The sequence below is a fragment of the Nitrincola schmidtii genome, from assembly GCF_008973715.1.
Lineage (GTDB): Bacteria > Pseudomonadota > Gammaproteobacteria > Pseudomonadales > Balneatricaceae > Nitrincola > Nitrincola schmidtii.
Genome location: NZ_WBOL01000004.1, coordinates 94,765 through 119,912 on the forward strand (window position 1 = coordinate 94,765; position 25,148 = coordinate 119,912).

Consider the following 25,148-nt stretch of genomic DNA (forward strand, 5'->3'; position numbering starts at 1 on the left):
TTTAGCTAAACCTTTTGGGGGTGGGTTTTTTAGCATGCTTAACTAAATATTCATCCACTGCATCAAACACCTGTTTTCTAAAGGGTTTTGATTCGTTGACCAAATGATGTCTCGCGCCTTCGATAACACACCACTGAGCCTGTGGACATAAGCGCTCTAACTGCTGGACGTTATGTTGCCAATTAACGGTTTGGTCGCCCGTACCCTGAATGATTAACGCACCATCTTCAAGAGCACTCGCACTCTCAATTCGCTTTACCCATTTCAGCATAGCGCCTATCCATTTCATCGAGATGTAATGATGCTGTAAAGGATCTCTTTGACTGCGAAAATCTAAAAATGCCTGATTATGAGACGATTGAGCAAAGCGTCGTTTTAGCCTCCCTAGCCACCAGTAAAAGAAAGGATATAGTCTGTTCATCCAATCATAATCCGCAGGACGAATCATCGGAGCTAACATCACACTGCCACTGATTGACCAGGCTTTCTTTTGCTGTGCTGAAGACGCTGCCAGAAAAGATAATACAATTGAACCACCCATACTTTGACCCATCATCACAACAGGTCCCACAAAACTAGCGCGGTAATGATTCAAAAGATGTTGAAGCTGGGCCACATACTGATCAAAACTATCAATTGCCAAAGCTTCACCTGAGGAAACACCATGACCGGGCAGATCATAGGTAAAGACATTCCATTGATTTCTAACCAAATGCTCGATCAAATGACCATACAAGCCTGAATGATCGGTATAACCATGCACCAGCACCACGGTTCCCTTAGCAAACTTACAACGGAAATACTGAATAAAAAGCTGCGTGTCACTTAACCAATGGAAGCCTGCAGAATAATCCACATCATTAGGCATACGGTTAAACTGATAGAGCTTGTAATACTCTTTTAAACGTTGATCGCAAAGCGTTGCTCGACTCGGGTCAAACACTTCCAATTCATGCCTCAGTTGCTCTACCCAGTGATCACGTAACGGTATTATGGGTTCTTCTGGCATCTCTATCCTTCTGATCAATGCACTGGTCATATGTGTAATCCGACTATTCTAGGCTGTTGACCACAGCATTGCACAGTAACATGACAAAATTAGGAAAACTGATTCTTATACCCATAGGTTAGGGACAATAGAGCAATTTTGAGGTATGGTACGTGGGCTTTTTTTAAATCAACCGTTACCCGAGGGGCGCTGCCTTGTGTCAGCCCGGGACAATAAAAATCTTGAGGCATAACCATGAGCCAGAGGGTTCAAATTGGCGGCCTGCAGGTCGCAGAAAATCTATATAACTTTATCAACCAAGAAGCACTGCCCGGCACTGGTGTCGATCAGAACAGCTTTTGGCAACATTTTGATGCTATCGTCCACGATCTTGCACCACGTAACCGTGCATTGCTAGAAAAGCGTGAGCAGATTCAAGCTCAGATCGATGCGTGGCACCTAGAACACAAGGGTCAGCCACTGGACATGAACGCTTACAAGGCGTTTTTGCAAGAAATAGGATACCTCTTACCCGAAGGTGAAGATTTCAGCGCAACGACAACCAATGTCGACCCTGAAATGGCGAGTCTAGCCGGCCCACAGCTGGTGGTTCCCGTCATGAATGCTCGTTATGCACTGAACGCTGCGAACGCACGCTGGGGCAGTTTATATGACGCACTTTACGGCACAGACGCTATTTCTGATGAAGGCGGTGCGGAAGCTGGTAACAGCTATAATCCTGTCCGTGGCGCAAAAGTCATCGCGTTTGCACGCAACTTCCTAGACGACACTGCACCACTAGCAAGTGGCTCTCATAAAGAAGCCACTGCTTACCGCATTGTTGATGGCGCACTTCAAGTGACACTTGAAAACGGTAGCCAAACCGGTCTTGCTGATGCGGCTCAATTAGTTGGCTATGTCGGCAAAGCAGAAGAGCCCAACGCGGTTTGCTTGAAGCAAAACGGTTTGCACTTCGAAATTCAGTTCGACCGCGAAAGCGTGATCGGTAAAACTGATGCTGCGGGAATTAAAGACGTCTTAATGGAAGCGGCCCTGTCCACCATCATGGACTGTGAAGACTCCATTGCAGCGGTTGATGCAGACGACAAAGTCGTCGTTTATCGCAACTGGCTGGGCCTGATGAAAGGCACCCTGACAGAGGAAATCTCGAAAGGTGGTCGTTCATTCACACGTAAAATGAATGCCGATCGTCAATACACAGCTGTCGACGGTTCTACCGTGACCCTAAAGGGTCGCAGCTTAATGTTTGTCCGTAACGTTGGTCACTTGATGACCATCAATGCGGTTCTGGACAAAGATGGCAACGAAATCCCAGAAGGCATGATGGATGGTTTAGTGACATCACTGATCTCTATTCATGACCTAAAAGGTAACAGTGAATATCGCAACAGCGTCACTGGCTCTATGTATATCGTTAAACCGAAAATGCATGGTCCTGAAGAAGTTGCCTTTGCGAATGAGCTGTTTGCACGTATTGAAGATGCATTAGGTCTTGAGCGTTACACCCTGAAAATGGGTATCATGGATGAAGAGCGTCGCACGACGGTTAACTTGAAAGAGTGTATCCGTGCGGCGAAAGAGCGCGTGGTCTTTATCAACACCGGTTTCCTAGACCGTACCGGTGATGAGATGCACACCTCGATGGAAGCAGGCCCAATGCTGCGTAAAGGCGAAATGAAAGCCACTGCGTGGATCAAAGCCTATGAAGACTGGAACGTCGATACCGGTCTGATGTGTGGCCTACAAGGCAAAGCACAAATCGGTAAAGGTATGTGGGCAATGCCTGAACTTATGGCAGCCATGCTAGAGCAGAAAATTGCACATCCGATGTCAGGCGCTAACACCGCATGGGTTCCTTCACCTACGGCAGCTACGCTGCACGCACTGCATTACCACAAGGTAGATGTCTTTGCCCGTCAGAACGAGCTGAAATCGCGCCCGCGCGCCAGCTTAGACGACATTCTGACCATTCCAGTAGCCACTAATCCAAACTGGAGTGCTGAAGAAGTTCAGCAAGAGTTGGATAACAACGCTCAAGGTATCTTGGGTTATATGGTTCGCTGGGTTGATCAAGGTGTGGGCTGCTCTAAAGTGCCAGACATCAACAACGTTGGCTTAATGGAAGACCGTGCGACACTGCGTATCTCTAGCCAGCATATCGCTAACTGGTTACATCACGGTATCTGCTCTAAAGAGCAAGTGATGGAAACCCTGAAGCGTATGGCAGCGGTGGTAGATAAGCAGAACGCGGGTGATGCTCTGTATCGCCCAATGGCGGCAGACTTTGAAGGCAGCGTTGCTTTCCAAGCAGCATGCGAACTGGTCTTTGAAGGTCGTCAGCAGCCAAGCGGTTATACTGAACCGGTATTACACCGTCGTCGTATTGAAGCTAAGGCTAAATTTGGCGTTTAAGCGCTAACTTGTTAACTACGCCACTAAGACACCTTCAGCTGTCTTAGTGGCGTAAACCCTATCTATAAGCCCGCTTCTTAGCGGGCTTTCTTTTTTGGGAGTGTTTCAATGGCATTTTCTCCACACGTAACGGTAGCCGCATTAATCAAACAGGATGATCGTTATTTAATGGTCGAGGAAGGTGATCCCGCATCCTCTGTTTTCAATCAACCGGCTGGACACATTGAAGCAGGAGAGTCACCCTACTCAGCCTGCGTACGTGAAGTGTTAGAAGAAACCGGCTGGCAAGCTGAACCTAAACACCTGATTGGCGTCTACATACTGAACTTACCAGAGCAGGATAAAGTCTATTACCGCTTTGGTTTTAAAGCTGATCCGGTTAAACAGATAACTGCACAGCTCGATCAAGACATCATTGCTAGCCATTGGTTAACATTGGACGAAATTCGTGAACTTAATCAACAAGGCAAACTGCGCAGCGATTTAGTGCTCAAACTGATTGAAGATGACCTGAATGGCAAAGCGTTTCCTTTATCGATGATTCAAGGAAATCTTGAATGATGGAGGGTTAAATAGATTCTTGATGTGTTGTTCTACCTTTTCAGAGTAATATGCGAGTATCAAATCTATCCTATGGATTAGATTAAAATAACCTGAACAAACCATTAAAGTTTTTATTCATCTATGACAGATTCGACCGATCAACTCTTTGACACCATCGCCGATGCATTGGTCGATAAAGGCTATTACTTCTCCCGTAAACCCTTACCTAACTTGCCCACCTCCTCTTTGCAGCAGCGAATCGCGCAGCTAGATGCTGAAGATGCGTTGAAACGAGCTGGAATAGGAAGAGATCAGGATCACCAGATTAATAGTGACATTCGACAAGATCATATTCGCTGGTTGCAAACTAACCAGCCAGCTGAGCAAGATTACTTGGCGTGGATGGAAGCACTGAGAACTGGAATCAATCAACGCCTATTCATGGGACTATTTGATTATGAATGCCATTTCGCACACTACCCTAAAGGGGCCTTCTACAAACAGCATTTAGATGCCTTTAAAGGCAGAACGAATCGGGTATTAACGACCGTTTATTACCTTAATGATCAATGGCAAAGCGATCAGGGCGGCGAGCTCATTCTTTATGCAGAGGATGGAAAAACCGTGTTAGAAAAGGTATTACCGGAAACAGGTACTTTACTGATTTTTTTAAGCGACCAATTTCCTCATGAAGTGCTGCCTACACACCGTGATCGATACAGCATTGCAGGTTGGTATCGCGTAAACAATTCGTTAAATGCACAGATAGATCCTGCGCATTAGCGTTAGCAGCCGCTCAACCAATCATCAGATGAATTAAGATCCATGCTCCCATAGCCGCAAAGAGTAATGCGGCAGCCCAGTGAAACCATTCCATTCGCAAACGCTGAAGCAACCAACCACCGGCAAAAATTACTGGAACATTAGCGATCAACATACCCAAGGTTGTTCCTAAGGTAACCCATAGCACTGACTCAAATTGGATGGCCAACATCAGGGTCGCAACTTGGGTTTTATCGCCGATCTCTGCTAAGGAAAAAAGAATTAAGGTGGTCAAAAATGCGCCATATTTGACTAAACGACCATCGACCTCTTCCTCTTTATCAGGAATCAGCACCCAGATCGCCATAGCAAAAAAACTAACAGCAACCAGCAATTGAAACCACAGACCCTCGACAAAACTGGCAATCCAACCACCAAAGTATGCAGTCAGACCATGATTGATTAAGGTAGCTAAGGTCACTCCAAAGACTATCGGCCAAGGTTTACGGAATTTTGCTATCAAGAGTAATGAGAGCAGCTGTGTTTTATCGCCTACTTCGGCAATAGCAACGGCCAAAGTGGAAAAGAGGAATGCTTCCATGTTGAGTTATCTCGGGGCAGGATATTAAAACCAAAGGCATAGATACACATCCTACCCCAGTCTGTGTATGTATACCTTAGGTCTCGTCAGTCAAACGCCAAATAACGCTTGATGTAACAGCCATGAACATGAGGTTCAATGATGTTGACGGTTACTTCGGATAGACCGAACGACTACTCCCCCAAGAGTGGAGCGGATGTTAGCCTCGACAAATTGGCTTGTCAATTGACACCGTTGTTAGTGAAGTGTCATAGATTATTTTTGAATGGCGTCTGTTCAGCTTCTGCCTCTCGCTCCACCTCCGCATGCTCCGCCGCCCAGACACCCGCTGCTTCAACCGCAACCGGGGATGAGGTCGGCGTCACGCCAAGGTAGCTTTCCGTTTGTGCGATAGGAACACTGGCTTTTTGGGTCATGCGGTACAAGGCATAACAGGCAATTGCTGCAAACGTAACACCTAACACGGGCCAAAATGCATAAGCGCCCAAAGCTTGCATTGCCCAACCGGTCATCAAGGGTCCTAAAATAGCCCCCAACCCGAAGGTAAACACCAAACCACCAGAGGCTGCCGGCATTTGATCTACTGAAAGCGTATCATTGGTATAGGCTAGAAACAGAGCATATAAAGGCGTCGTTACTCCACCCGCTAAAAATGCCGCCATCATCAGTAACTGTAAATTGCCGTCAGAGTACCACCCTAAACCACATGAGAGAGCACCGATGATCGACGCAACACAGATTAAACTTCTTCGATCGACTCTATCGGACAACCAACCGATCGGATATTGCAGCAGCAAAGCACCGGCAAACAGCATGGCGATAAACAAGGCAATTTGGTTTACTTCAAGACCTATTTGAGTGCCATACACCGCTCCCATACCTGATTGTGTGGCATAAACACTACCGAGTAGAAAGATACCTATCGTCCCTAACGGAGAGGATTTATACAGTTCTCGAAAACGCATGGGACTGACCACTTCCACCACCGGAACAGGTCTAACGGACAGCAAGATAGGTGCGAATGAAATAGATACCAGAATCGAAGCACCAATAAAGAGTACCGACGTCGCTGCATCACCGAGTGTTAATAAACCCTGAGCACCAATAATCCCCAGGGTTTGCGCAATCATATAAGCTGATAACACCTTACCTCGAGTTTCATTACTCGCACTGTAATTAAGCCAACTTTCTGCGGTTACGTAGATGCCCGACATACAAAAACCGATCAATATTCGTAAAGGTGTCCAAGCCCAAGGTTCGGTAATTAAAGGGAAAGCGATTAAGGCGGCGGACATAAAGCTGCCTAAGGCCGCGAATACACGGATATGCCCAACACGTCTTATCATAATTGGGGAAATACGAGCCCCGGATAAAAAGCCGATAAAGTAACCCGAGGTAATGATCGCTAGCTCTGTTGCTGAAAAGCCTTCAATATCGCCACGCACCCCTATCAAGGTAAAGTGCATACCATTTCCCAGCATGATTAACACAATGCCTAACAGCAACGGCCACACACCATATAACACTCTGATCATTGTCATTACTCTGAAAGCTGGTTCTAAAAGCTAGGGCTCTTATAGATGGTTTAACGTAAGCGAAGCCTGTCATGAGTGTCGGTAGAAAGGGGATATTGAAACGTCGACGGGATGTCTATTTGCGACAAGCACGTCAAATGTCTGAGCTATGCTATAATTTCGTTTTTAATTGCTCGCTTGGAAATCCTGTGACTAGTCCCGAAAAACCTACCCCTGAAAAATCGGCTGCGTTTAGCCAACTTGCTTTGCCTGCTGCTGCATTAGATAACTTATCTCAGATGGGTTATGAAGCGATGACACCCATTCAACAGCAGAGTATTCCACTTGTTTTGGAAGGCAGAGACATTATCGCTCAGGCACAGACAGGCAGTGGCAAAACGGCTGCCTTTGGTATTGGCATGTTGGAAGCGCTTAATCCACGCTGGTTTGCGATTCAAGGATTAGTACTATGCCCAACCCGTGAATTAGCCACACAAGTCGCAGGAGAGTTACGCAAGCTGGCACGTTATCTCGACAACATTAAAATAGTCACCTTGTGCGGTGGACAACCTATTGGCCCACAGATTGGATCGCTAGAGCATGGTGCTCATATTGTGGTCGGTACGCCGGGGCGCTTGAAAGATCACCTACGCAAAGAAACGCTGAAGTTAGACAATGTCAAAGTTGCAGTGCTTGATGAGGCGGATCGTATGTTGGATATGGGCTTTGAAGAGGATCTTCGTGTACTGCTAGGGGCAACGCCTACAGCACGCCAAACACTGCTATTTTCTGCCACCTACCCTGATGAGATTGAAGCAATTAGTGCGGCTTATCAATGTGATCCTGTCAGAGTGAGCGTTGAACTTCATCACAATACTGCACAGATTGACCAGCGAGTCTGGCACACCGAACGATTATCTAAAAGTGAAGCGGTCGCATCGGTAATTCAGGAATTCACTCCCGAGGCCTGCATTATTTTTTGCAATACCCGTCAAGCCTGCCAAGAGATGCAACAGTCCCTGCGAGATTTAGGTTTGAAATCACTGGCCCTTCATGGCGATTTGGAACAGCGTGAGCGTGATCAAGTACTGGTTCGTTTTAGTAATGGCAGTAGTCGTTATCTGATTGCAACCGATGTCGCGGCTCGCGGATTGGACATAGATTCTGTTGACTTGGTGATAAATGCTGACCTTCCCCAGGATGCGGCTGTGTATATTCATCGAATCGGACGCACGGGACGTGCAGGTCGAAGTGGTATTGCTATCAGCCTTTGTAGCGACAGAGACCAACATCGCCTTAGCCGAATTGAAGCACTTCAGTCTCACCCGTTAAGCAGGATGGCTCCGTTACCTGCGCCAACGCCTGAGCGACTCACCCCTGCTGCTGAGATGGTGACCATCAGTATTGCGGGTGGACGAAAAGAAAAACTTCGAGCTGGCGATCTTTTGGGAGCGCTGACCCGTTCCGGTGGTATCGATGCTGCCATGATCGGCAAAATCGACATAGGCGATCATGCGTGCTACGTAGCAGTGCATAAAAAAGTGGCTGCTGATGCGCTTGATCATCTTCGTGAAGGTAAGATCAAAGGGCGTACTTTCCGCGCTCGCCGACTTTAAGACATTCACTCTACCCCATTTTTTAACCAAATAACTGTCTATAGACAAACCTATAGACCTTTACCTAATGCTGGCACAAAACCTGCTTAATCAAATGAGTTAGTTAAGCAGGTTTTAAAAAGGCATCACTAACATTGGAGTGATGATCCCTATTCGCCAGCACTGCGCACCAATTCAGTGCTGCCTTCACTAAAATGGAGAGCGGTTATGCCAGATAATAGTGCACTTGATGCGCTATGGCTTCTCATCGGTGCCGTCCTTGTCCTTATTATGCAAGGAGGCTTTTTATGTTTGGAGTCCGGCCTCACTCGCAGTAAAAATGCCATTAATGTCGCATTAAAGAATGCCTTTGACCTGATCGTGGCAGCTCTCCTTTATTGGTTAATCGGCTTTGGCATCATGTTCGGTGCACACCAAGGCTTTACTGTCGATACACGCTGGTTTGTTGCTGATTTCACTAAAGATGAATTTTGGCATGCCAGTTTCTTCTTTTTTCAACTGACCTTTTGTGCAACAGCCGCCACCATTGTTTCCGGTGCTATCGCTGAACGCAGTCGCTTTAAAGTTTATCTCATTATTACCGCGTTAATCAGCCTATTCCTATATCCCGTGTTTGGTCACTGGACTTGGAGCGGGGCCGTTAACTTGGTACCTGGTTGGCTGGAAAATCTTGGTTTTGTCGACTTTGCAGGCAGTACCGTGGTGCATAGCTTAGGGGGTTGGGTTGCATTGGCAGCAGTGATTGTCATTGGACCTCGTACCGGACGCTTTATCGACGGCAAAGTACAATCCATCCCAGGCAGCAATATGCCTTTGGCGATATTGGGCATGCTGTTCTTTATGATTGGCTGGATTGGATTTAATGGTGGCAGCACACTTGGATTTTCAACAGCGATCGCTGGGATCATTGTAAACACCATTATCGCCGCTGCCGCAGGTGGTTTTTTGGGTATGGTACTGTCACAACTCAATGCAGATAAAAGCCAAACAACAGGATTAACCGTGAATGGCACGCTAGCTGGCCTAGTTGCCATCACTGCTGGTTGTCACGTGGTCTCAACACCCGCGGCTGCACTTATTGGTGCCATCGGTGCCATCTGGATGTTTTTAGCTGAACGCTGGATGCATCGTATTCAACTGGACGACGCCATCTCCGCTGTGCCTGTGCATCTTGCTGCCGGAATATGGGGAACACTCGCCGTTGCAATCTTTGGCGACCTCGATTTGATCGATACAGGACTGAACCGATCTGATCAGCTGGGCATTCAATTGCTGGGGATTTTTGTCTGTGCCCTGTTTGTTTTTCCTATTACCTTAACTTTCCTGTTGATCCTAAATCGATTGACGCCTCTGCGTGTGACTGCGGAAGCAGAACATCAGGGACTCAATGTGTCTGAACATGGGGCCAAAACAGAATTAGGGGATTTACTCTCGGCGATGCAAACTCAGGAACGCAGTGGCGATTTAAAGCAACGCGTCCCTGTAGAGCCCTTTACGGAAGTTGGCCAAATTGCCTCTCAATATAATCGGGTGATTGCCAATTTAAACCGCATGGTGACAAGAACACGATTGATTGTCAGGGATATGCGCGACGGCATTATTACCTTTTCTGACCAAGGTATCATTACCAGTGCCAATCCCGGTGCTGAAATACTCTTCAACCTGCCTTCGCACCGCTTAGTGGGACAGCCAACAAGCTCACTTTTACACGATACGAATAGCAAAACCTATACAGCCACATCACCTGATCGTTTATTTGTTGCCCTTGCCAGTAGCCAACATCCCGGTCCTTACGAAATTACTGCTCGCGATCATCTAGGTGAGCCTTTAATGTTAGAGGTTACTACGACAGCCAGTCCAACTGAAGAAGGCGTTCAGTACAGCGCTATGCTCCGTGATATTCGTGAACGTAAGCGTATTGAAGCTCGACTACATCGACACTCTGAATTGGCCCAAGTAACCTTAGAAGCCATTACAGAAGCGGTTATCACCTGTGATGCTGCGCACAATACTGTCTATATCAATCCAATGGCTACCGAATTGTTATCTATGAAGCCCGAACAGGCGTTCGGTTTACCGATTGACCAACTGATTCAAATTCAAAATCGTGAAGGTGAAGTCGTCAATGTTTCCGAATTGTGTATGTCATCGGCAAACTCTGCCTTGAAGCAGAGTCAGCCAAAACGATTATTTCAACTGAAAAACCATCGCAATGAATACTTTGAAGTACAACTAAACTGCGCACCCTTACTAGATACTCAGCGTCAAAATATGGGCTGGGTAATCGCACTTCAAGACATTACACAACATAACAGATTGCAAGAGCAGCTTAGCTTTCAAGCCGTTCATGATACGTTAACGGGGTTAATCAACCGTCGTGAGTTTGAGAAACGCTTGGAACAATTAATCATCGAGGCTCACCAAGACAAAGTCGCTCATCTACTTTGCTACCTAGATTTGGACCAATTCAAACTGGTCAACGACACCTGCGGCCATCGAGCAGGGGATGCACTGCTGAAACAACTCTCAGCTTTACTTAAACCCGTGCTTAGGCAAAGTGATACGCTAGCACGACTTGGTGGCGATGAGTTTGGTGTTTTGCTAAGCCACTGCCCCATTGAAAAAGGATTAGAGTTAGCCGAAGCCTTAAGAAAAACAGTCACCGCTTTTCGCTTCTCTTGGGAAGGACAAGTTTTCTCAGTGGGGGTCAGTATTGGCTTAGTCAGCATTACCGATAGCTGCGGCAGTCTTGATGAAGTGCTCAGTCATGCTGATGCCGCCTGTTATGCTGCTAAGGATCTTGGCAGGAATCGTGTCCAGCTGTTTCAAGCTGATGATCAGGATACTCAAGAAAGACAAGGACAAATCCAGTGGGCTAGCCGCTTACAAGAGGCCCTAGATAGAGATCTATTTCGACTATTCTATCAACCCATTATGGCGCTTGAAGTCGAAAATCAAGGCATGCCACATTATGAAATTCTAACTCGCATGATTGATGAAAAAGGAAAAATGATACCCCCAGGTGCATTTATTCCTGCAGCAGAGCGTTTTGGTTTGATGTCCAAAATCGATAAATGGGTCATAAGCAACACCTTAGCTTGGATGGGTGATCAGTTACGCCAGAAGAAGCAGCCGGTGTTTTGTGCAATCAATTTATCGGGTGCCTCTATTGGCCGAGAAGACTGCTTAACCCTCATCCGTGCTCAGTTGGAAAAACATCAGGTACCGCCTAAAAACATCTGCTTTGAAGTCACCGAAACTGCCGCTATCGCAGACCCAGCCAATGCAGGACGATTTATTAATGAACTGAAAAGCCTTGGCTGTCAGTTTGCTCTAGATGATTTTGGCAGCGGGCTTTCTTCTTTCGGTTACTTAAAACAGCTGCCAGTGGATTACTTAAAGATCGATGGTATTTTCATCCAAGAACTGGCAAACAATCCTATTGACCAAGCCATGGTTGCCTCTATTAATAACATCGGTCACATTATGGGCTTAAAAACCATCGCTGAGTTTGTGGAGGATTCTGCCACCTTGGATATACTAAGGCAGATAGGCGTGGATTATGTTCAGGGTTACCATATTGGCCGACCCGAACCGCTTGAATCCCTGAACAGTGTTCGCGTGATGCCTCGGTAACAATGATGATTCAACACTGGAGGCTTAACCTATAGCAATCGCCTGTGCCATAATGGGTTAACTTATTTTTAAACCGAATACACCATGCGCTGTGTCTTATCTCAATTTATCGCTGGAACCCTCTTTGCCAGCATTTTTCTGACCAGTATCAGCCATGCTGATTCAGGCATACGGCGTATTGTTCATCCTGATGGCCGAGTAGAGTTTACCAATATCGATAGTTCAGGAAGTGGCGCTGCAAACTCAGGTGCCAGTGTGACCACCATCGATATATCTCCTAGCTCTAGCCCTTCATCGTCAGTCACCTCAACGCCCAACAGAGCAGCTGTTCGTAGCCAAAATATATACTCCTATCGATCACCCAGCGGCACACTGACATTCTCCGACCAGCGTCCCTCCTCTGGGGTAAAATACGACGTAATGCGCTTCGATTGCTATGCCTGCAGCCCTCGATCTACCGTTAACTGGCACACAACTCGACTATTTACCGATCGCTATAATGCCGAAATTGAACGAGAAGCACGGCGTTTTAATGTAGATCCTGCTTTAGTTCGTGCCGTTATTCATGCCGAATCCGCATTCAATCCTCAAGCCATCTCCCCTAAGGGTGCTCAAGGCTTAATGCAACTGATGCCGCCGACAGCTTCAGACTTAGGGGTCACTAATGCCATGGATACTAGTCAAAACATCTATGGTGGCGTCAAGTATCTTTCTTGGATGCTAGAACGCTTTAATGGCGACACTCGCTTAGCGACAGCCGCTTATAATGCTGGACCAGGCGCCGTTCAGCGCTACGGTGGCATTCCTCCCTTTGCAGAAACACAAGCCTACACAGAGCGTGTTGCCATTCTTCATCAGCGCTACCGTCAGTTAAACTAAACCTTTAACTTTCTCAGGGCATGTGATAGTGTACTAGTACATGAATACACTAGACCCATACACAGAAGAACTTTTGGATACATTGCTCGAAGCAAAGGACTCACAGGCTTTATTAACCGTCTTACAAAGCCTACTAACCCCTGCTGAATTGAATGAGATTCCCAAACGTTTACAAATTCTGAAACGGCTAAAAGCCGGAGAACCCCAACGGCGCATTGCCGAGGACTTGGGTGTGGGTATCGCCACGGTTTCTCGCGGTGCTCGCGCATTGAAACGTGACCAGTAGAAACGCGACCAGTAAGAGTCCTTTATGACCCGTCGACCAGAAAAAATTGAATTGCCGCGCAAACCCCGCTACGTAACCGTTAGCGCAGACTGTGACTTTTTTGACCTTTTTCGCAAAATAGAAAAACGCTTTGACGTCTGCTTTATGCTGGAATCGCTGGGTGAAGATAGCCACTTTTCCCGCTATTCCATTATCGGCTTTGATCCTGAAAAACTCCTCTACGCCAATGGCAAACAACTGATCATTGAGGATCGACAAGGAGTTCAAGACCATTATGAAAGTGATAACCCTTACTATCTGCTGCGTGACATCATGCCGCAGAATATTATTTCGCGAAAATATGCGGGTGGCTTAACGGGTTATATCGGCTACGATGCGATGGGCTATTTTGAACCTAGCCTGACACTGAAAACCAGTGACTGGTTTGATGCCTTTCGTTTTGGCCTATACAAAGATGGTTTAATTCTCGACAAAATGACGGGCGAGGTCATCTATTTCCACTATGCGGAAAATCGCATGGATTTAGTCAATGAGCTTATCGCAGCGCCAAGTCCTGATAATGGTGAGCTAAAGATCGAATTTACCGGCGAAACCATGACTCGCGAGCAACATGCTGATGCGGTTATGAAAGTGAAGCAGGACATTATTGAAGGCAAGGTATTCCAATGCGAAGTTGGTTTTAAGAAATACCTCAGTCTCAAAGGTGACACACTCAATCTTTACCAACAACTTCGTGAAGTCAATCCGTCACCGCAAATGTACTATCTCAAGTTTGGTGATCAAAAACTGATTGGTGCTAGCCCAGAGCTTCTTTTCCGTCTACGTCAAGGTGAAATGGAAACCTTCCCTCTTGCAGGCACCACACGCCGAGGTAAAGACAGTGCTGAAGATACCCAATTGGCGCGAGTTTTACTGAACGACCCCAAAGAGATTGCTGAGCACAATATGATTGTCGATCTACATCGTAATGATATTGGTCGTGTAGCACGCTTTGGCACCGTCAAGGTTCGTAGTTTGATGGACATTAAACGCTTTAGCCATGTACAACATATTTCTAGTGAAATTGTCGGCATTATCTCCGAAAAAGAAGACATGTTCTCAGCATTAGCCAGCAATTTCCCTGCAGGAACCCTCACTGGTGCGCCTAAAATCGAAGCGATGAAGATTATTGATGCCCTGGAAACCGATGGTCGCGGACCTTATGGTGGTGCGGTAGGTAACTTCTCGTTTAATGGTGATTGCACCTTTGCGATTCCAATTCGCACCGTCTTTGCTAAGGGTGAACAAGCATATGTTCAGACCTGCGGGGGCAATGTTTATGATTCTAATCCAGAAGATGAATATGAAGAGATTCGTCGTAAGTTTGCCGGTACTCGTAAAGCCTTAGAGCCATTTTTAGCGGCTGAAGGAAGTAAAGGAAGCAGTCTATGAAAATTTTGATTATCGATAACTACGATTCCTTTACCTATAACCTTTATCAATATATTGGTGAAATTCTATCCACTGCTGAAATTCATGGACAGTTAGATAGCTTTGATATTCAGGTAAAACGTAACGATCAAATTTCCTTAGAAGAGGTGCGCCAGCTCAATCCAGATCGGATTATCATTTCTCCGGGACCCGGATCACCTGATGATGAGCACTATTTTGGCATCTGTGCTGCGGTCATTCGTGAAATCGGTCCTTCGACCCCTTTACTGGGTGTGTGTTTAGGGATGCAGGGAATCGTCCATGTGTTTGGTGGCAAGGTGGTGAAAGCACAACTGCCGATGCATGGAAAAATCAGCCCAATTAACCATAACAGTGAAGATATGTTTAGTGGCATTCCCGATCAATTGGAGATCATGCGCTATCACTCGTTAATTGCCGAGGCACAAAGCTTACCGGAATGCCTTGAAGTGACCGCCAGTGTCGGTGACCTTAATCAGGTAGATTTCAACAACCACGCTAAAATCAGACAAGGTGGTGATTTTGAAATAATGGGCGTTCGTCATAAAGAACACCCAATTCAAGGGATACAGTTTCATCCTGAGTCTTTTGCCACCGAAGGTGGTAAAGAGTTAATTGCTAACTTTCTGTTTCAGCAGCATTAAGAAGGAAATGTAAGGTTTAGTCTTAGCCCATACTGGTCATAAAACCGTGAATGCCTGTCAGGATAATTTGTGAGGCCATTGCAGCTAAGACTAATCCGGTCACCTTACTCAGCACATTTAAGCCTGTTCGGCCTAAAATCTTCTCTAACCATGAGGCTAAATGCAGGCAGGCGAGTAAAAACAATAGCGCTAGCAGTAATCCAATAACACCAAACACCATATCAATCCCTTCAAGCTCAGCGCCATACACGAGAATCGCACCGATAGAAGCGGGTCCTATAATGGTGGGGATGGCTAAAGGTACAACAGAGATATCATCTCGCTGCTCGTTAGGGACTTCCGCATTAGCACGCACACCATCTCGCACCAGACTAACCCCGGATAAAAACAGCAAAATACCCGCCCCTATTCGGAATGAATCTAGCGTTATCCCCAGCACCTCAAAAAGTTGCGCGCCGAAGAAAAACAAAATCAAACTGATACATAGCGCCGCAAACACGGCTCGGTTAGCAATGGACTGGCGTGTTTTCCGCGTATCGGTTCGAGTCAAAGACAAAAACATCGACACCACAAAGAAAGGGGCAAACAAAAAAATGAATTTAAAACTAATGGAAAGCAGAATTGACATAGAAATGATCATATCCAAATATACAATTGCGCATAATCCTCGAATGTCATCGCCATGTCTAGCCAGAGTCATAACTGAAGATCAAAATCTAACCTTTTCAACATTGCCAGACAGGCGCTAAGGTGTTCTACTTAACAGCATTTACGAACCGCGGACAGGGAATACAGGAAAAGCATCATGCCGAGCAGTTTATCACGCTTTAAATCAGCCAGTTTTGCTACCACATCACTACTGAGTGTCACTCTTCTACTCAGTGGATGCAGCAATGATGAACCGGCACAAACCTCATCTGATCAAACAACTCCTGCAGTTTCTGAAGATCGCTGGTTAAGTCACATTCCAGCCAGTACACCCTATTTTTTCGTTAGCCGTGAGCGCTTATCTGAAGCCGATGCGATGGCGTTGATTGAAAAGCTGGGCAGCATGGATGATATGGATATTCAGATAGCGGAATTGGAAGAACTGCGAGATACCAGCGATGATCCAGCCATCGCGCAATTTTTATACATCACCATTAATGTGTTAAGAGCCTTTGGCGAAGTCGAAACATTAGAGGATTATCACGAGCGAGGCATGATGCCGAATGCACGTTCGGCTATTTACGGACTTGGCCTGCTACCAGCTATTCGAGTTGAACTGCATGATGAAGAACGCTTCAAAGCCTTTTTTGAGGGTCTGCTAGCTGAATTAGATGCTGATATTCAATCCTCGCAACTCGGTGATACGCATTACTGGCACACATCAGCGGATAACGTCTTACAAAGCTTTATCACCATCAAAGATCAGCAAGTCATTATCGGTCTTCTACCTTCGACGGTTGAGCAAGCCGTTATTGAGCAGCTGTTTGGTATCACTCCTCCATCACTGAGCTTGTTGCAAAGTGGTGCTATTGAGCAGCTAGAACAGCGCTATCGATACAGTCCCTACGGGAGTGGACGCTTATCTACTCAGCAGATCGTCAATGAGATTATTAATCCAACCCATCCTGCTACTCAGGCACTGATGGCTATAGGTAATGCTGATGCGTTTAATGTTGAGCAATGCCGTAATGATATTGACCGTTTAACAGACCTTTTCCCAGCTATTGTCATGGGGGTTCACTCGCTCGATACCCAACGCATCAGTGGCAGCGTTAGACTGGCAACTAGCTCGAATGTTGCTGATGACCTGGGCAGTTTCACTACATCTGTTCCCGGTTTAGGAACAGGTCAAGGTATCGCCAGCTTGGGAATCGCTTTAGATATCCCGGCGGTAACACGTGCATTGCAAAAGTACGCCGGTCAGGTACGCACTATTCCATTTACATGCCCAGAATTACAAGGCATTAATGACATGTGGGGCGAGCTAGGTCTTCTCACTAATAATCCGATGACCATGCTGGTAGGTCCTGCGCTGACGGGTGTCAATGTTCGTATAGACAGCTTTGACATGGATCCGATCGAACCGAGCGGCACTGGTGTTGTTGCATTTGCATCGCCTAATGCTCAAGGTTTGATCTCTGCCATCAGCATGTTTGTGCCTCAAATTGCTAGTCTGAACCTGCAAAGCAATGGTGATGTAAAACAAGTTGAGCCTAGCTTGTTACCACCCGATCTTCCTAGCGTTCATGCGGCTATGTCTAACAGTGCCATTTTGTTGGGCGTTGGTTTAGATAATCCTGCACAACTGACCTCTGAGCTACAACAAAGCGCTGGGCGTGCTGACTTAATGATGTATGGACACTTAAGCAGCGACACTTTCGCAACGCTTGCAGAGGTTAGTTCACAACTTCCGAATACCGACGGTATGGATACCGCTGAACTGCTTTACATGGCGGAAATCTATGAAAAAGTGGCTTTCTGGCTGGGAGTTGATGGTTCAGGTTTTGAACTGGGTGTTGAAGTTGAGCTTAAGTAGTTGAGCTGATAGCAGTTGAGCTGAAGTAACAACCCTACTTAGCTGATCAGATCCGCAAGATCTGATCAGCTAAGCGTTCACTATCACTCTGTTGATGTGATACCAATATCGCACACTGCCCAGTCTCTAAAAGTTGATCTTTCATCCAATCACCAGCAACACTTCTTGTTTCATCATCTAAGGCACTGAAGGGTTCATCTAACAGCAATATTGGCTGCTCTCGTAATACCGTTCGTATCAAAGCCACTCGCTGACGCTGCCCACCAGAAAGCTCACTAGGGAATCGCTTAATCAAGGCTAAAACACCCAAACGCTCGCATGCACTCAGTACTGCTTGCCATTGAACACTTGATGGCTTTCCTCGTTGAAAACCCAGCTTCAGATTTTGTTCAACGGAGAGATGTTCAAAAAGATTATGTTGTTGAAACAAACTGGACACCGGACGCTGCTCGGGCGCTAACGTGTCTATCCGTTGATCTGCATACACGACATGACCAGATTTCGCCGGCAGAAAACCTCCCAAGCATTCAAGCAGGCTGGTTTTTCCCGAGCCGCTTTGTCCCATTAACACTAATATTTTCCCAGGTATGAGGTCAAAGTGATGCCGCCACTCTAGCTCACCTCTTTGAATACATAAGTGCTCAATATGAAGATCACCCTGCCACTTTCTCATGCTGACCTTTCCAACCATCTCAGTCCTAAATAAGCAAAAACCAATAACAACAAAGACACCAGTGCGGCTTCAGCCAAACGATAGCTACCCGCAAGCGTATAAATTAACCACGGCAGAGTTCGCCAATCGTCATTACCAAAGATGGCAAAAATCGACATATCTCCTAGCGCCAGCACAAAACTCATCGCCATGACTTGTAAGAGCACTGGCTTTAAGTAAGGCAGATAGATGTGCCTCCAACAGGTAAAGCGGTCCTGATTCAAATCGGCTTGTAACCGCCCATATTGCTGTTGATAACTGGCGACCCTGGGGTGCAGCTGTTTAAACACAAAAGGCAAAACCACAACCGCATTCATCAGCACTATCGCCACCCACCCCCAGCGATACCAATCTAAATAGGGCATCATCAAGATGTACAATCCTACGGATAGCACCATGGTAGGCACCACTAAAGGGTAAAGAGCAATACTGGATACCCACATATGCCAACGACTATGCCGCAAGGCGGCCCATACAGACAGAATAGACAAAGCAAACACCAAGGATAATAGGGAGGCAGACACCGCTAAAAACAGAGACCGACTAAGAATCGACAATAAACCTGTATTCAATAATAGTTGCCAGTTCGCCTGCTTAGCCAAGGGGAGCAATACCATAATAGGCAAGGTCAGATACAGCCATGCCATCACATAACCGATACGACCCAGTAGCGTCATCGACAGTGATTGTTGAGGTATCCAGTCAGATTGGCCTGACTGAGCAGGAGCCAACCACTGAAAACGACCAAAGCGACTCAACATCACGTAAATACTGCCAGCCAGCAGCAATTGCGTCCATGCCAAGAACAAGGCTTCTGATGGATTGAAATCATATTTAAGTGATTGGAAAATGGCGACTTCTAGCGTACTTGCCGCAGGTCCTCCACCGAGCGCTAGGACCACAGCAAAACTATTAAAACAGAGTAAGAAGATAAACCCGATCACGGCAGGTAACACTCCTCGCAGCACCGGCCATTCAACCAGATAAAAGCGCTGCCAGCCAGAAAAGCCCAGTTGTGCTGAAAGCTTCCAAGCGGCAGAGGGAATAGATTGCCACTGAAGTGTTAAGACGCGTATCGCAAAGGGTAAATTTAAGAAAATATGCGCTAATAAAATTCCATTTAAACCGTAAAGCCGCCAACCATCACTCAACCAAGGCGTCAAGACTCCTGAACGTCCCAACAGCGCTACTAATCCTGTAATTAAAATAAGCGATGGCATCACAAAACACAGCAGGCACCAACGTAAAAATGCTCGGCGGGCTGGTAGTTTTGGGTCTAAGGCTAAGGCTCTGGAGATAGGAAGGGCTAGCAAGACAGATAGCAAAGCACTCAGGCCCGCTTGCCATAAGGAAAAGCGGATCACTTGCCAAAACCAAGGATCTTTCCAAAGATAGGTTGCAGCAGACTCACCACTCCAACCCGCCAGTGAGACGAACGCAAGTAAACTGAGCGTGACGATAAAACCAAGGCTCAACAGCCCTAACCACTGTTTGGAAACGAGTGTTAACCCTTGGCTATATCTCTGTGAATTAAGTTTAGCGGCCTGCGGCACTTCGCCATACCCTCAACCACTCACGTCTGTTCTCTTCCGCCGCATCTGGAGATAGCGACAAGGCCGAACGCTCTGCTGAATTGAATGCATCGGGTAGCTCAACATCACTGCGAACCGGAAGCATCCAGTTATTCTGGGCGATGATTGACTGAGTATCCACTTCTAATAAAAAGGTAAGAAACTCTCTAGCTAAATCCGGTTGCTGACTAAAGGCTGAAACGGCAGCTACCTCTATTTGCGCTAAATGACCTTCCGAAAAAGTTGCTGCGGCGTATTGGTCATTCTCTTCAACCAACTGGTGATAAGCAGGTGAAGTGGTGTAACTCAACACATAATCCGCTTCGCCTTGTAAAAACATCGCATAGGCTTCCGACCAACCCTTGGTAACGGTCACGGTGTTTCCAGATAACTGACGCCATGCATTCACTGCATCATTCTGATAAATCAATTGGATCCAATGCATCAATCCCTGTCCCGGGGTGCTGGTACGAGGATCTTGATAGATAACACTGGCATTGCTGGCTAAGAGTTCAGCCATAGAAGTGGCGGGTTGTTCGATACGATTTCGGTCATAAATAAAGGTGAAGAAACCATAATCAAAAGGCACAAAATGACTGTCATTCCAATTCAGCGCTGGCTTTAAAGGTACGTTGGTTAAGTCAAGATGATGTTGCTGCACTAATCCCAACTGTTTCGTTTGAGGCATCAACATATCATCTAAGCCCATCACGACATCAGCACGTGTTCTATCGCCTTCAAGACGCAAACGATTCAACAAAGACACACCATCATCGCTACTAACATAAGTAAGCTTACAGTCACATACCGCTTCGAAAGCTTCTTTAAGAACAGGACCCGGTCCCCAGCTACTGGTAAAGCTGCTGTAGGTATAAACCGTTAGCTCGGGTAAGTCATTCGCGATAGCTTGAGAAGTCGACAGACTCAATAGACCACTGACACACAACGCATGAATAAAATGGCGGCTTTTCACAGACAGCTCCGGATTATCAAAAACCGGCGCAGAAAGAAAGGAAATTTAATTTAGCCTCATTTCCTACGCCAGTATTAACTGGATCAGGTTCAACGGGTAAACTCTCAGCCAATGGCACCCCGATGAGATTGATACGAGTATAGCATGACGCAGGTTTCTAACCATCTTGATCACAGCATCTTAACGGATGAGATAGATCGTTTTTTACGCTCATTTTTACCTAATGTGATCAACATTAACTATCTAGGGCAAGGAGCCTGTAATCATCACTGGCAAATCGATACAGAGTCACAATCCTATATCTGGCGACAATTTGGCCCTACTCCTCCGGGGGCCAGTCGAGACAATGAGCGGCAAGTATTAAAGCAACTACAACACTTTGATTGGGCACCTAAACTGGTGCTAGATCGACCTGAGGGGTTACTTTTTCATGCTGTGACGCCAATGGATACCAACATCTCGGCACTGAAACAAGAACAGCGCCAGCAATTGATTGATTCAATTCTGACCCTTTGGCAACAACCCATTGCGGTTGCAGCGATGGATTATAGCGTCTTGATTCACCATTATGCTCAACTCGCTGCAACCTACCCTGAAGACAAATTGAAATACTTACTCGATAACCTGAGCCATTGGAAAACAGAGGATTTTTGTCTGATACATCAAGATATTCATGCCGACAATCTAGTGATTACTGACCAAGGGATATTATTAATTGATTGGGAATACACCACGTTAGGCAACCCATGGATAGATGCCGTTGCGCTCGATCGAATGCTTAAACTCAGTCCAACTGAAAAACAACAGTTGGAAAGCTATCTTCCTAATTTTAAAACCCATAATAAAAAAAATGACCATTGGAGCGAGATGCATCGCTGGTTGGAGGCCTTAGATCAACTCTGGTATGCAGCACAATCCTCTCAGATCGTGGTAGAATAATGACCTAATTTGATCAACTATTCGACTAACATTCTAGCGATTACACGTCTTTCAAAAGACCAGAATTAAATACCTAGCCATAAAATCACGAGTCCTTCCATGTCTGAAATTCACGTTTGCGCCCTTTATAAATTTGTTAACTTGGATGATTACCAAGCGTTACGACCGAGGCTACAGGCATTACTGGAAGCACATCAAATTCGTGGCACTCTGTTATTAGCGAAAGAAGGGATTAATGGTACGGTTGCCGGAACCCCAGAGGCGATTAACGCGTTGCAGGTATGGTTTGCCGAAGACTCACGCTTCAATGGCATAGATTATAAAGTATCGATCACCGATGCCCAGCCGTTTTATCGCACCAAAGTGAAGCTTAAAAAAGAGATTGTTACCTTAGGTGTTGAAGGGATCGATCCTCGACATGTCGTGGGCACCTATGTTCAACCGAAAGATTGGAATGCACTGATCTCTGATCCAGATGTTGTTCTGGTGGATACGCGCAATCACTATGAAGTCGAGATAGGTACCTTTAAAGGCGCAATTGACCCAAACACCGACACTTTCCGTGAATTTCCAAGCTATGTCAGTGAAGCATTAGACCCTGCCAAACATAAAAAAGTAGCCATGTTCTGTACCGGTGGCATCCGTTGCGAAAAAAGCACCGCCTACCTTAAAGAGCAAGGCTTTGATGAGGTGTATCACTTGCAAGGTGGGATTCTTAAGTACTTGGAAGAAGTACCTGAAAGCGAATCCATGTGGCAGGGTGAGTGTTTTGTGTTTGATAACCGCGTCACAGTAAACCACCAGTTACAACCGGGTGATTACTCTCTTTGTGCCGGCTGTCGTGCGCCTTTATCGGAACAAGATCGACAGCACCCTCATTATGAAGAAGGGATCTCTTGCCATCACTGCCATGATCAACTAACGGAAGCACAGCGTCATCGCCATGCGTCTCGGCAGCAACAGATGGAGTTAGCCAAAGCTCGCGGAGAAGCCCATTTAGGTGCAGAAGCGATCGAAGCCGCAGCTAAGCATCGTGCTGAAAAAGCCGCCCGCAAAGCGGCTGCAAAACGTAAGTCTCAATAAACGATGATGTTAGCGCGCGAGCCCAAATACCTGATCAAATATCTGTCCACTCTTGTGCCTAGGTTAGCAATCAGGCACAGAGGGTTATGGATAATCCTGCTTCTAGCCTTTACCAACAACTTAGCATCCACTGAACTGATTGAATTCAGAAAAGGCGAGCACCAACTCTTTGCAGAAGTCGCTCTCACCGCTTCTCAACGTTCACGCGGCTTAATGTGGCGTATGGAAATGGCCGATAACATGGGCATGTTATTCATTCTAGAGCCACAATCGCGGCAATGTTTTTGGATGCGTAACACCTACCTACCTTTAACAATAGCCTTTTTAAATCAAGATTTTAAGATTATGCAATTGAATGATATGACGCCCTTATCTGAAGAACTGCATTGTTCAGAAGAACCCGCTCACTTTGCACTTGAGGTCAATCAGGGATGGTTCGCCCAACGTGATATTCAGGTGGGTGATCATTTGGAAGCCACACTACGTTAATCGTCGTGATGCACGTTTTAAGTTCTTTTCGTTGTTGCACTGCACCATATTAAGGCAAACATCCATTTCTTTTCCACAAACGACCCTTCTCTATTTCTTAACGACTGTTTGAATCTATTGAAATGCTTCACTTTGATTAAGTTGGCATAGAACCTGCTGTTGATTGATTCGAAGTATCAATTAAATAGGATCAAACCCATGAAACAGATCAAAACCAAATTGGCCACTGCGTCTTGTGCACTTGCATTATCGATTGCCGCGATTACTGCTCAGGCTGACACTATCAAGGTTGGTGTTTTGCACTCTTTATCAGGAACCATGGCGATCAGTGAAACCACACTGAAAGACACCATGTTGATGCTAATTGAAGAGCAAAATGCCAAAGGCGGCTTACTCGGCAAACAGCTTGAAGCCGTAGTCGTTGACCCTGCATCAGATTGGCCATTATTCGCAGAGCGAGCACGTGAATTGCTTGAGCGTGATCAAGTGGCAGCTATTTTTGGTACTTGGACCTCTGTTTCTCGTAAATCGGTATTACCGGTGGTTGAAGAACTTAATGGATTGTTGTTCTACCCTGTTCAATATGAAGGTGAAGAGTCTTCACGTAACGTTATCTACACCGGTGCAGCACCTAACCAACAAGCCATTCCTGCCGTTGATTATTTGATGAATGAGTTAGGAATCGAACGTTGGGTTCTTGCTGGTACTGATTATGTATATCCACGTACCACTAACCGTATTCTGGAAGCTTACCTGAAACAAATGGGTGTCGCTGATGAAGACATCATGATCAACTACACACCGTTTGGTCATTCAGATTGGCAAACCATCGTTTCTGATGTTCGTCGCTTCGGTTCTGCTGGCAAGAAGACGGCTGTTGTTTCTACTATCAATGGTGACGCTAACGTTCCTTTCTATCGTGAGCTAGCTGCACAAGGTGTCTCTGCGGAAGATATTCCTGTCATTGCATTCTCGGTAGGTGAAGAAGAACTGTCAGGCATCGATACAGGACCACTTGTCGGTCACTTGGCTGCATGGAACTACTTCATGAGTGTGGATACTGAAGAAAACGACGCTTTCATTGAAAAATGGCATGACTTTATCGGTGATACCAACCGTGTAACCAATGATCCCATGGAAGCTCACTACATCGGCTTTAACTTATGGGTAGAAGCGGTCAACAAAGCAGGTACAACTGATACTGCAGCTGTCCAAGAAGCGATTATTGGTGTCACTGTCCCTAACCTAACAGGCAGCTTTGCTGCATTAATGCCTAACCATCACATCACCAAGCCCGTGCTGATTGGTGAAATTCAGGCAGATGGACAATTTGAAGTGGTCTGGCAAACACCTAGCACTGTTGTCGGTGACGCTTGGTCTGATTATTTAGAAGGATCTAAAGACATCATTTCTGATTGGCGCAGACCGTTACTTTGCGGTAACTACAACGTAGTCACTAAAACCTGTTCAGGTCAAAGCTACGAGTAAACCTACTGCTCGATATAC

General features: G+C 46.1%; 21 protein-coding genes and 1 riboswitch. Of the genes, 14 read left to right on the forward strand and 7 right to left on the reverse strand.

Annotated features, from left to right (window positions below):
* Position 1: 1 nt before the first annotated feature.
* A complete protein-coding gene (locus F7R24_RS04975) occupies positions 2–1,009 on the reverse strand; it encodes an alpha/beta hydrolase (RefSeq protein WP_168926779.1) in 1,008 nt (335 codons plus the stop codon).
* Positions 1,010–1,243: 234 nt separating this feature from the next.
* Here F7R24_RS04975 and F7R24_RS04980 point away from each other — a divergent pair, with 234 nt between their 5' ends.
* From F7R24_RS04980 to F7R24_RS04990, 3 genes are all read left to right on the forward strand, one after another.
* On the forward strand, positions 1,244–3,421 hold the full coding sequence (locus F7R24_RS04980; protein WP_151670151.1) for a malate synthase G: 2,178 nt from the start codon (positions 1,244–1,246) through the stop codon (positions 3,419–3,421).
* A 108-nt stretch (positions 3,422–3,529) separates the two neighbouring features.
* On the forward strand, positions 3,530–3,982 hold the full coding sequence (locus F7R24_RS04985) for an NUDIX hydrolase (protein ID WP_151670152.1): 453 nt from the start codon (positions 3,530–3,532) through the stop codon (positions 3,980–3,982).
* 123 nt (positions 3,983–4,105) lie between these two features.
* On the forward strand, positions 4,106–4,747 hold the full coding sequence (locus tag F7R24_RS04990; RefSeq protein ID WP_151670153.1) for a 2OG-Fe(II) oxygenase: 642 nt from the start codon (positions 4,106–4,108) through the stop codon (positions 4,745–4,747).
* Between the two features lie 13 nt (positions 4,748–4,760).
* Here F7R24_RS04990 and F7R24_RS04995 read toward each other — a convergent pair whose 3' ends face one another.
* Both F7R24_RS04995 and F7R24_RS05000 read right to left on the reverse strand, forming a co-directional pair.
* Positions 4,761–5,327 (reverse strand): TMEM165/GDT1 family protein, encoded by a 567-nt coding sequence (locus F7R24_RS04995; RefSeq protein ID WP_151670154.1) that lies wholly within the window; start codon positions 5,325–5,327, stop codon positions 4,761–4,763.
* A 248-nt stretch (positions 5,328–5,575) separates the two neighbouring features.
* Positions 5,576–6,862, reverse strand: a complete 1,287-nt coding sequence (locus F7R24_RS05000; RefSeq protein ID WP_151670155.1) for an MFS transporter — start codon at positions 6,860–6,862, stop codon at positions 5,576–5,578.
* 188 nt (positions 6,863–7,050) lie between these two features.
* Between F7R24_RS05000 and dbpA the strand changes: the two genes are divergently transcribed.
* The 6 genes from dbpA to F7R24_RS05030 all read left to right on the forward strand — a co-directional run bounded on the left by dbpA (position 7,051) and on the right by F7R24_RS05030 (position 15,351).
* Positions 7,051–8,457: an ATP-dependent RNA helicase DbpA gene (gene dbpA, locus F7R24_RS05005; RefSeq protein WP_240775991.1), complete on the forward strand. Its 1,407-nt coding sequence runs from the start codon at positions 7,051–7,053 to the stop codon at positions 8,455–8,457.
* A 207-nt stretch (positions 8,458–8,664) separates the two neighbouring features.
* Complete coding sequence (gene amt, locus F7R24_RS05010; RefSeq protein ID WP_151670156.1) at positions 8,665–12,093, forward strand: ammonium transporter; 3,429 nt, start codon at positions 8,665–8,667, stop codon at positions 12,091–12,093.
* A gap of 84 nt (positions 12,094–12,177) precedes the next feature.
* Positions 12,178–12,972, forward strand: a complete 795-nt coding sequence (locus F7R24_RS05015; RefSeq protein WP_151670157.1) for a lytic transglycosylase domain-containing protein — start codon at positions 12,178–12,180, stop codon at positions 12,970–12,972.
* A 40-nt stretch (positions 12,973–13,012) separates the two neighbouring features.
* Entirely contained in the window at positions 13,013–13,258 is a 246-nt protein-coding gene (locus F7R24_RS05020; protein ID WP_151670158.1) for a Trp family transcriptional regulator, read from the forward strand.
* 24 nt (positions 13,259–13,282) lie between these two features.
* Positions 13,283–14,689, forward strand: coding sequence for an anthranilate synthase component I family protein (locus F7R24_RS05025; protein WP_151670159.1), 1,407 nt, complete (start codon positions 13,283–13,285; stop codon positions 14,687–14,689).
* Positions 14,686–15,351 (forward strand): anthranilate synthase component II, encoded by a 666-nt coding sequence (locus F7R24_RS05030; RefSeq protein ID WP_151670160.1) that lies wholly within the window; start codon positions 14,686–14,688, stop codon positions 15,349–15,351. Before F7R24_RS05025 ends, F7R24_RS05030 begins: the two co-directional genes overlap by 4 nt.
* Positions 15,352–15,373: 22 nt before the next feature.
* Here the strand turns inward: F7R24_RS05030 and F7R24_RS05035 are convergent, their stop codons facing one another.
* Entirely contained in the window at positions 15,374–15,979 is a 606-nt protein-coding gene (locus tag F7R24_RS05035) for a MarC family protein (RefSeq protein WP_151670161.1), read from the reverse strand.
* Between the two features lie 177 nt (positions 15,980–16,156).
* Between F7R24_RS05035 and F7R24_RS05040 the strand changes: the two genes are divergently transcribed.
* Positions 16,157–17,875, forward strand: coding sequence for a hypothetical protein (locus F7R24_RS05040; protein WP_151670162.1), 1,719 nt, complete (start codon positions 16,157–16,159; stop codon positions 17,873–17,875).
* A gap of 46 nt (positions 17,876–17,921) precedes the next feature.
* On the opposite strand, the gene F7R24_RS05045 is transcribed toward F7R24_RS05040, so the two are convergent.
* From F7R24_RS05045 to thiB, 3 genes are read right to left on the reverse strand one after another with little or no spacing between them, the layout of a single operon-like run.
* On the reverse strand, positions 17,922–18,548 hold the full coding sequence (locus tag F7R24_RS05045) for an ATP-binding cassette domain-containing protein (RefSeq protein ID WP_168926780.1): 627 nt from the start codon (positions 18,546–18,548) through the stop codon (positions 17,922–17,924).
* Entirely contained in the window at positions 18,545–20,140 is a 1,596-nt protein-coding gene (locus tag F7R24_RS05050) for an ABC transporter permease family protein (protein ID WP_151670164.1), read from the reverse strand. Before F7R24_RS05050 ends, F7R24_RS05045 begins: the two co-directional genes overlap by 4 nt.
* A complete protein-coding gene (gene thiB / locus F7R24_RS05055) occupies positions 20,124–21,131 on the reverse strand; it encodes a thiamine ABC transporter substrate binding subunit (RefSeq protein WP_240775993.1) in 1,008 nt (335 codons plus the stop codon). The genes F7R24_RS05050 and thiB overlap by 17 nt, the downstream gene beginning before the upstream one ends.
* Positions 21,132–21,174: 43 nt before the next feature.
* A riboswitch (TPP riboswitch) is annotated at positions 21,175–21,263 on the reverse strand.
* Positions 21,264–21,275: 12 nt separating this feature from the next.
* On the opposite strand from thiB, the gene F7R24_RS05060 reads away from it, so the two are divergent.
* The 4 genes from F7R24_RS05060 to urtA all read left to right on the forward strand — a co-directional run bounded on the left by F7R24_RS05060 (position 21,276) and on the right by urtA (position 25,130).
* Complete coding sequence (locus F7R24_RS05060) at positions 21,276–22,070, forward strand: phosphotransferase (RefSeq protein WP_151670165.1); 795 nt, start codon at positions 21,276–21,278, stop codon at positions 22,068–22,070.
* Positions 22,071–22,169: 99 nt separating this feature from the next.
* Positions 22,170–23,153 carry an oxygen-dependent tRNA uridine(34) hydroxylase TrhO gene (trhO, locus tag F7R24_RS05065; protein ID WP_151670166.1) on the forward strand — a complete coding sequence of 328 codons (984 nt, stop codon included), beginning with the start codon at positions 22,170–22,172 and terminating at the stop codon, positions 23,151–23,153.
* Between the two features lie 3 nt (positions 23,154–23,156).
* A complete protein-coding gene (locus F7R24_RS05070; protein ID WP_151670167.1) occupies positions 23,157–23,642 on the forward strand; it encodes a DUF192 domain-containing protein in 486 nt (161 codons plus the stop codon).
* Between the two features lie 198 nt (positions 23,643–23,840).
* Entirely contained in the window at positions 23,841–25,130 is a 1,290-nt protein-coding gene (urtA, locus tag F7R24_RS05075) for an urea ABC transporter substrate-binding protein (RefSeq protein WP_151670168.1), read from the forward strand.
* Positions 25,131–25,148: the final 18 nt, after the last annotated feature.